Origin of the sequence: Psychrobacillus faecigallinarum, from assembly GCF_014836595.1 — a bacterium.
Taxonomy (GTDB): Bacteria; Bacillota; Bacilli; order Bacillales_A; family Planococcaceae; genus Psychrobacillus; species Psychrobacillus faecigallinarum.
The window spans coordinates 105,030-113,831 of the sequence record NZ_JACSQO010000012.1 but is presented as its reverse complement, the minus strand read 5'-3'; the positions used below and the strand labels follow the sequence as shown (position 1 = coordinate 113,831).

Annotated in this window: 9 protein-coding genes; 6 read left to right on the top strand and 3 right to left on the bottom strand. The window is 37.2% G+C overall.

From position 1 onward, the window contains the following. Positions 1-182: 182 nt before the first annotated feature. Complete coding sequence (gene purU / locus H9650_RS18305) at positions 183-1,088, top strand: formyltetrahydrofolate deformylase (protein ID WP_144540597.1); 906 nt, start codon at positions 183-185, stop codon at positions 1,086-1,088. A 142-nt stretch (positions 1,089-1,230) separates the two neighbouring features. Here the strand turns inward: purU and H9650_RS18300 are convergent, their stop codons facing one another. Further along, positions 1,231-1,836 (bottom strand): hypothetical protein, encoded by a 606-nt coding sequence (locus H9650_RS18300; RefSeq protein WP_151112578.1) that lies wholly within the window; start codon positions 1,834-1,836, stop codon positions 1,231-1,233. After that, complete coding sequence (locus H9650_RS18295) at positions 1,833-2,474, bottom strand: phosphate starvation-inducible protein PhoH (protein ID WP_151112580.1); 642 nt, start codon at positions 2,472-2,474, stop codon at positions 1,833-1,835. Before H9650_RS18295 ends, H9650_RS18300 begins: the two co-directional genes overlap by 4 nt. Before the next feature lie 206 nt (positions 2,475-2,680). Here H9650_RS18295 and H9650_RS18290 point away from each other — a divergent pair, with 206 nt between their 5' ends. From H9650_RS18290 to H9650_RS18280, 3 genes are read left to right on the top strand one after another with little or no spacing between them, the layout of a single operon-like run. Then, positions 2,681-3,811 (top strand): ABC transporter substrate-binding protein, encoded by a 1,131-nt coding sequence (locus tag H9650_RS18290; RefSeq protein ID WP_151112582.1) that lies wholly within the window; start codon positions 2,681-2,683, stop codon positions 3,809-3,811. A gap of 18 nt (positions 3,812-3,829) precedes the next feature. After that, positions 3,830-4,834, top strand: a complete 1,005-nt coding sequence (locus H9650_RS18285) for a FecCD family ABC transporter permease (protein WP_151112584.1) — start codon at positions 3,830-3,832, stop codon at positions 4,832-4,834. After that, a complete protein-coding gene (locus H9650_RS18280; protein ID WP_151112585.1) occupies positions 4,831-5,652 on the top strand; it encodes an ABC transporter ATP-binding protein in 822 nt (273 codons plus the stop codon). The genes H9650_RS18285 and H9650_RS18280 overlap by 4 nt, the downstream gene beginning before the upstream one ends. A 596-nt stretch (positions 5,653-6,248) precedes the next feature. Here H9650_RS18280 and H9650_RS18275 read toward each other — a convergent pair. Then, positions 6,249-7,301: an acyltransferase family protein gene (locus H9650_RS18275; protein WP_151112587.1), complete on the bottom strand. Its 1,053-nt coding sequence runs from the start codon at positions 7,299-7,301 to the stop codon at positions 6,249-6,251. Between the two features lie 108 nt (positions 7,302-7,409). Between H9650_RS18275 and H9650_RS18270 the strand changes: the two genes are divergently transcribed. Both H9650_RS18270 and H9650_RS18265 read left to right on the top strand, forming a co-directional pair. Further along, entirely contained in the window at positions 7,410-8,036 is a 627-nt protein-coding gene (locus H9650_RS18270) for a GDSL-type esterase/lipase family protein (protein WP_151112589.1), read from the top strand. 74 nt (positions 8,037-8,110) lie between these two features. Continuing rightward, positions 8,111-8,521 (top strand): YugN family protein, encoded by a 411-nt coding sequence (locus H9650_RS18265; RefSeq protein WP_151112591.1) that lies wholly within the window; start codon positions 8,111-8,113, stop codon positions 8,519-8,521. Positions 8,522-8,802: the final 281 nt, after the last annotated feature.

Sequence of the window (8,802 nt, the reverse complement as noted above, 5' to 3'; positions counted from 1 at the left end):
TTGATAAGTTAGGTATTGTATACCCGTTTTTCAACGAAAGGTGTTTTTATTTGTCTCATTTCTTTAGGTCACTGCAAATATTACATAGGCTTTTTCTCTGGTCGAAGATAAAGCACTTGTGAAGATTTTCAAAATGAAGGATAATGAGAAAATTAATATTTACGTAAAGGGTGTTATAAAAAATGGACGATGTACAAGTTAAGCAAGTGTTGAATACGCATCACAATACTTTGGAAAATCGAGGACGCCTACTAGTAAAATGTGTAGATAAGCCGGGTATTGTATCAGTGCTATCTACTTTTTTATATGAGCATGAATGCAATATCATAGAGTCTAGTCAGTATTCAAGCAATCCTGAGAATGGGATGTTCTTTATACGAATTGCGTACCACGGGGACAACTTAGTGGCAAAGGCAGCTAAAATGGAAAAGGATTTTGAGGAAGTAGCACATACCCACGGAATGGAATATAAGTTTTCATATCCAGCACAGCGAATTCGTTCTGCAATCTTTGTCTCTCAAGAACCACATTGTTTAATTGAACTTCTATGGGAATGGCAAAATGGTGATCTGGACACTGATATTGTTGTTGTCATAAGCAATCATGAAACGGCTCGCCCGATGGTAGAGTCTTTAGGAATTCCATTTCACTATATTCCCGCTAACAAAGAAATTCGTAAGCAGGTGGAAGAGGAGCAGATTCGATTAATGGAGCAATATGAGGTGGATTTATTAATCTTGGCACGATATATGCAAATACTCACTCCTGATTTTGTTGCTCATTTTGAGAATCGCATTATCAATATCCACCATTCATTCCTGCCAGCATTTATAGGAGCTGGTCCCTATGAACGTGCATATGAACGAGGAGTAAAGCTGATCGGTGCTACCTCTCATTATGTAACAAACAATTTGGATGAAGGGCCAATCATCGAACAAGATGTGGAACGAGTAGACCATCGGGATGATGTGACTGATCTTAAGAAGCTTGGACGTCAAATCGAACGACGAGTGCTAGCAAGAGCTGTAAAATGGCATTTGGAAAACCGAATAATTGTAGAGGGCAATAAAACAATCGTATTTCATTAAATAGAACCCATAGTGGGAGCTTTAATTAGTAAATCGCTAGAGATTTCAAGCGAAGGAAACGTAACATATCATAGATAAGTTAGGATTAGAGAACGAATATAAATAAAAAACCTGTATCGATTTATCTCGATACAGGTTTCTTTTATATATTACCTTTAGCAAGCCAAGGTAAAAAGCCATCTAGGAATCGTTCAGTTGCGGGCATGAAATAAGAGCCAAAATGATAGTCTGGGTCAAGTGTAGTAATAATCCAAGTACCCTTTGTGCTGACCTTATCAACGTAAAGAACAGCTCCTCCGTCCTCAGTAGTAATCAGCTTTTGAGCACCTTCCTCTGGCCAAAATACACCGTGCTGGTGCCAAGTTGCATCTTTCAAGGTTATATAGTTGAACAAATCATATTTTGGATCAGCTAACACTAAACCACTTTTTGCGTCCTTTTCTAGCCACCACCAAAAATTAGTCTCACGTTCTTCCCATTTTTGATTTGGGAGCCATTCCCAGGGCTGAGGCCCAAAGGCTAATACAATTCCTCCATCATTAGCAAAAGCATGAATTTTCGCCTTCGCATTCATCAATAAATGCTCATTCAATTGAGAGGGCACAAACAATACATCTACTCCCTCTAAAGAAGCATCCTGGAATTCAGGGAAATAGATTAGTCGGTCAATGTATTGCTTATATTTTGGTTCATTAAAAGTCCGGTGATGAGGCGCATGTCCACTGTAAATCACGGCAATTTTTCTCATTTGGTGCTGCCTCCCTTTTGTAATACCTGATATTCATCTTGAATCCATTGAAGCAGCTGAGTGCTAATGCGATCTGTCGATTTATTTTGCATGCGATGAGCGAAAAGATCTCGACCAGAATGGACTAAAATCGTGCCTTTCGTTGATTGTCTATCAATATATGTAATAGCCATTCCGTCTCGGAAAGTCAGAAGTACATCTGAACCAGCTGGAACAGGGGAGTGTGTCACCCTAGCAAAGAAGCCTGCCACACCTTTGTTATAGGTCATATCATCCGTGTCTACTCCTTCAAAAATGGGATGATCTATTTTCTTATATACATTGTAATCTTCATGGGATTCAATAGTTCTAGGAGTAAAAATAGGACAACCAGGAAGCCACTCTCTAAATAAATGTCCCCCGAAAATAACAATTTTACCTGCCTCTAAAAAGACTTGAATAATTGCTCTATTTTTATATAAATACTCTTGGTCTGCAAAATCGTGAACTACTATACAGCAGTATGGCTCTAGATTATGTTGAGTTAATTGGTATTGATCGATAATCGTAAAATGTTTGTTCATGAAAGGATTGGTACGGTTGGACAATCCAAAGGCATGACCTGGATCCAAATATAGAATACTGTTTGAGTTAGCCAAAAAGAGCCCTCCATTTAATTTAATTGATAACTATTCTCATTTGTTTGCATCATAACACAAAAATTAAAAATATGAAAAGACAAAATTTTACTATATTGCATTCTGAATATTATTTTTTTAATAAGCTTTCTTGACCTTTTGGGATAATTATTATAAGTTAGTTAGTAGTTGAAAATGATTCTCAATAAGAAACGGGGACAAATGTAATGAGGAAACGTACATATAGATATTTAATTGCATCGGCTTCCATAGCGTTATTGCTAACAGGCTGCGGTAATAATGATAATGAAGTGGGCAGTAAGGATTTAGAGGCTAGCCAAGAAACGAAGCTAATTGTAGACGAATTAAATAGAGAGGTAGAGATACCAGGAACATTGGATAGTATTGTAATGGGTGGAATACTACCATACTTCTCTACATGGTTTATCGCTACAAATTCTACTGAGGAGATTGCAGGGATACATCCAAATTCTTATAATGCAGCTTCCCACTCTATTTTAAAGGAAATTTCACCATCTATTCTAGATGCTAAAACGAACTTTATTGAAAATGGTGAAGTAAATGTAGAGGAGCTATTGTCTTTAGATCCAGATGTATATTTTGAGATTGCTAATCAAGAAAAAACGGTGAAAAAACTTGAAGATACGGGTATAACAACGGTCGCTTTAGACACTGCTACTGACTCACTTAACCCGCTAGATACATTGAATCGCTGGTTGACCTTAACTGGAGAGATTACTGGTGTAACAGATCGACCTGCAGAGATAATTGCAGAGGGTGAAGAAAATCAACAAATGATTTATGACACGTTGGACGAAGCAGGTATTGAAGAGAAAGATATGCCTCGAGTAATGGTATTGCAATACCATAATAATGGAGAGATTTCTGTAGCTGGAACAGGTATGCACGGTAACCGTTGGTTGAACTCTACTGGTGGAATTGATGTTGCAGCAGAAGAGGTCGATGGTATTAAAGCAGTAAATATGGAGCAAATTTATAAATGGAACCCTGATATCATTTATATCACTAATTTTACAGAAACTCAGCCTGAGGACTTGTATAACAACGTTTTCGAAAGCCAAGACTGGAGTGAAGTAAAGGCAGTTCAAGATAAAAAGGTTTATAAAATGCCGCTCGGTATTTATCGCTGGTATCCACCAAGTGGAGATGCACCATTGATGCTAAAATGGATGGCTCAAAAAAATCATCCAGATTTGTTTACGTATGACATGAACGAAGAAATAAAAGACTATTACAAACGTTACTATAGTTATGATTTAACTGATACACAAGTGGAAGAAATTCTAAATCCACCATCGGAAGCAGCAAAATACTAATACAAAGGTGTCTTAAAAATGAAGTCTAAATTAATCAAGATATTACTTTGGACATTGCCTGTCATAGTTGGTCTGATTTCGATTGGGGTAGGCCGGTATCAAATTGATTTCATTGTTCAAATCAAAATATTACTTTCACAAATAATTCCAATGGATCAAACATGGTCTAATATGGAAGAAACAGTCGTCATGAATGTCCGTTTGCCGAGAATTTTATTAGCTATGCTGATCGGTGGAGGTTTATCTATCGCCGGTGCAGCGTTCCAGGGAATGTTCGCCAATCCTTTAGTTAGCCCTGATATTTTAGGTGTTTCCGCTGGTGCAGGATTTGGTGCATCAATTGGAATTTTGTTATTCGGTAATAGCTTTACGATGCAAATCATTGCATTAGTAATGGGGATGCTTGCAATTGGCTTCACATTTTTAATAGGTGGAGTAAAACGAGATATGCCTATATTTATGCTTGTCCTTGCAGGAGTAGTTACTAGTGCATTGTTTCAGGCCTTAATCTCTCTCGTGAAGTTCCTAGCTGATCCTGAAGAAAAGCTGCCAGCAATAACATATTGGTTGATGGGTAGTCTTGGTACTGCAAGCTATAGCGATTTAATGATTGGTGGACCAATTATTTTGGTTGGAATACTAATTTTGTATGTGCTGCGCTGGAGATTGAATATCCTTTCCCTTTCGGAGGAAGAGGCATTATCATTAGGTATTTCTGTAAACAAGCTGAAATGGCTAATTATTTTAGGGGCAACCTTGATCACTGCGGCAGCAGTTTCAATAGCTGGTATCATTGGCTGGGTAGGGCTGATTATCCCACATATCGCTCGAATGATTGTAGGGAGTAACAATCAATATGTCCTTCCTGCATCTATTTCCATAGGAGCAGTATACTTATTAGTCATTGATAATCTTGCTCGAAGTCTAACGGCAGCTGAAATCCCACTTTCTATTTTGACAGCTATTATCGGAGCTCCTTTTTTCGCGTATTTACTTCGTAAAACAGGAGGTGGCTGGAAATGATATTACAGGTAAAGGACGGCAATTATTTTTACAAAAAAGCCAAAAATCCTGATGCTCAAAAACTACTTTATGCAAATGATATCAACTTTGAGCTTCATCCTGGTCAAATATTGTCCATACTTGGCCCAAATGGTGCAGGGAAGACAACTCTATTAAAATGCATGATGGGTTTACAGGATTGGAAAAGAGGGGCAACCTTACTCGATGGCGAGCCGCTTTCTAATATGAATTCTAAGGAAGTCTGGACAAAAATTGGTTACGTTCCTCAAGCTTCGAGTATGACGTTCAGCTATTCCATTTTAGATTTAGTGACGATGGGAAGAGCAGTTTACATTCGCTCATTCGCCCAGCCATCTAAAAAGGACTATGCTTTAGCGTTAGAAGCATTAGACTCTGTAGGCATCAAGCATTTAGCAGAGGAATCCTGTACATCTGTCAGTGGGGGAGAACTGCAATTAGCATTAATCGCTCGAACATTAGTGGCAGAGCCAGAAATTTTAGTATTGGACGAACCTGAATCGCATCTAGATATGCAAAAGCAAAAGATTATACTACAAACAATTAAAAGGTTAGTGAAAGAAAAAGGGTTAGCCTGTGTCATCAATACACACTATGCCAACCATGCATTTTATTTAGGAGATAAAGTTTTAATGGTCGCCAAAGAAAAGCCAGTGATAACCGGAAGTGTTTCTGAGGTTATGACGGAAGAAAACATTTTGAATTATTTCCAAATTGAAGTAAAGCGTCTAAGACATGAATTGGACGGACAGGTTTATGAAACCGTGGTGCCTACATATTTCGGAAATGATACTTATTAGGGGCGAGTTGAAGAAATCAGAAAAGAGTAGACGTTTAAATGTCTATTCTTTTTTATATAATCTAAGATTTGTACTGTTTAGGATACACATATAAAATATAGTTGCATAAAATGAAGTAATCCATTAGTAATGAAATCTATTAGTAAAAAGCAGAGAAGTAAGGCATATTTGACCAGTATGAGTTGAATATGCATTGCTTTCTGTATATAATAACAATAAGCAAGTAAGTTAAAGGACTGGATACTGCAATATCCAGTCCAACAATATGCAGACCGCAGAAAGAGCGGTTGGTCCTAGGTCAGAAATAACCGTCAAACCTTTGCCAGGGGACGGTTATTTCTTTTTTATGAAGAAAATAATCAATGTCACTACGATAGAAAAAGCTGTTAGAAAGACAGCACTTAGCTGCATTAACAAATTCATCGTTTCGTAAATTGTCATTGGCATCACCCCTTTGAAAGAAGTGACCGCCGCCCAACCTGGTATGCAATTGCTTTTTCTATTATAACACATTTAAGAACAAATGTTCTTGTTCGTAAAGTTTTTATTTAGAAAATATTTACTGAAACATCAAAAAACCGCCAAAATGGCGGTTTTTAAATTTCTATCTGCATTGGTTTTTTTGCGCGGATATCTCCTAGCAAAAATTTACCATATGGGATAACGTTTTGAATAATGACCGAAATAATAATTGGAATTAGAGTACATAATATAGTGTAACCGACGACTCCATATTCAACGTAATCGTTTAGAATCATGTCCGTAAAAATATGTAAGTACATAATTGCAATGGAATGATTTTCGATTTTTCTTAACCAATCTAACGAAATAATCTTCGTAACTCTTTGGAAAAGACCGACAATGACGATGATAAAGGAGATCGGAACGATTAAATCTAATAACATATGGTCATATCGTAAAAATTTCATACTTAGCTTATAATTGATTAATCCGTTTTGGTCAGCTAGAATCATACCAAACGCTACAAAGCTTGCACTGAAAAGCCAAGGCTTGGTTACATTCATCCAAAGAGATTTACCATAATAACCTAAGGAGAAATATACAACTGCCATTAATACTACATCTAAATTCCATACCATTGGAATAGATTGTGCTGACTCTACTGCAGATTCACTAATTACTTCTCTAGCAAAAATACTTTGCAAATGTGCAGCTAAATAACAAATAGCGATTAGGCTTATTTGTTTTGTTTTGCTTAAATATTTAGTCATCCACATAAATAGTAAATACGTAAAGAATAAAGTGGTTACAAACCAGAAAACTCCGTATGCACCTCGTACAAATCTTCCTGCAATAATTAGCTTCCATAAATCTTGAAGATACCAAGATATATTATAATTACCTTGAGCTACCTCCATTCCGTAACGAATGCTGGTAATGGATAAAAGGAAAAATAGATACGGAACCATAAGCTGTAAGAATCTCTTTTTGACGGTTTTATTAGATGCTTCATCTTCTTTAATTTCCTTAAAAAATATACCGCTTAGCAAGAAAAAAGCTGGCATGTGAAACCAATAGATATATTTGGATAATGGGAAGTTTAGTTCACCAGGATAATGACCTATAACTACTAAAATCATTAAAAAACCCTTTGTGACATCTACCCAAGTAACTCGTTTTTTATTCATGATGTTCCTCCAAGGCAGTCTTATATGTTTGTATAACCGTTTTTTAGTGAATATAAACTTATAGAGCACTATAAAAATATAAAAATTAATAGATTGGAGGTTTGTAATATGACTACTGTCGTTTGCTTTGGTGATAGTATCACCGCAAGAAAAGAAGGTTACCCTGCTCCAGCGCTAACGTTTAAGCTATCTCATAAATTGCCTGACTATGACTTTATTAATGCTGGAGTTTCGGGAAATACAACCGAACAGGCAATCGAGCGCTTTGCCGCAGATGTTATTGCAAAAAAACCTGATTTTGTCACTGTTCTGTTTGGAGCCAATGATTCTGCCTCACATCGATTAGTAGACATTGAGCAGTATAAACGAAACTTATGTACATTTGCTAAAGTAATTGGTCCCCATAAAACTATTCTCATCACACCAGCTCCTGTAGATGAATTCTTACAAGAAAATCGCACTAATGAGAGACTACAAAGGTATGCAACTGTAGTAAATGAGGTCGCCAAAGAAACTGGAAGTCAATATATCGATTTTTTTACCGCTATGTATTCCAGAGAAAACTACAAGGAGCTTTTAATTGGAGAAAAAGATGATGGCCTCCATTTTGGAGAGGCGGGATACGAAATATTGTCTGATTTAATCGCAAATAAGCTCGTAGAAATAAATCGAGATCCACCAAAAAAAGGGCTTTTTGAAAAGGTCATTAGCTTATTTTTTGAAAAAGAAAAATGATTTTCTCATCTGTATGTTATCGCTCGCTTTGGGAAACTCTATAAACGAGAATTCATATGAAGGAGTGATAGCAAATGCTTCAGCTTAACACAGAACTAGAAGGTAAGTTCGCAAATTTTGGAGATTTACAGGATCGTATCTCAAGTCTAGGCTATTCAATCGGAGGAAACTGGGATTACCATAAAGGTAGCTTTGACTCTATCCTCTGTCGCGAGGAAGGTGAAACAATCTACCTTCGAATTCCCTTTACAGTGACTCAAGGGATGCTTGATGATTCTGATGCACACATTAGATTCCAGTCCCCCTATTTGATTAAGCATGTCGTAAACGTCGGTTTAGATAAGGATGAAAATTCATTGCTTACCACTACTGGCTTCGATCAGTTTCAGACGCCTGTTGATCAGGATGGCAATATCACTGACAAAAACCGCTGGGAGCATGCTGGAGAGCAGGAAGTTCAAAAAGTGCTTCGATTACTGCAATAAAATCTTACTTAGGACTGTCTCACAAGGGATGTGAGGCGGTCCTTTTGCGTTTTGGAGTGTTTGGAGAAAATTGCATGGGAGAGGGAGAGTAGATTGGGGATTGTAGTAAACTGGAAGGGGATTGTCGCAAACTGGAAGGGGATTGTCGCAAACTACGAGGGGATTGTAGTAATTCAGGCATGAATTGTCGTAAAAAACGATTGGATTGTAGTAAATCAGAGGGAAAATGTAGAGCGGATATAGGATTGTAGTAAACTACGGGTTGATTGTAGTAATCCAGA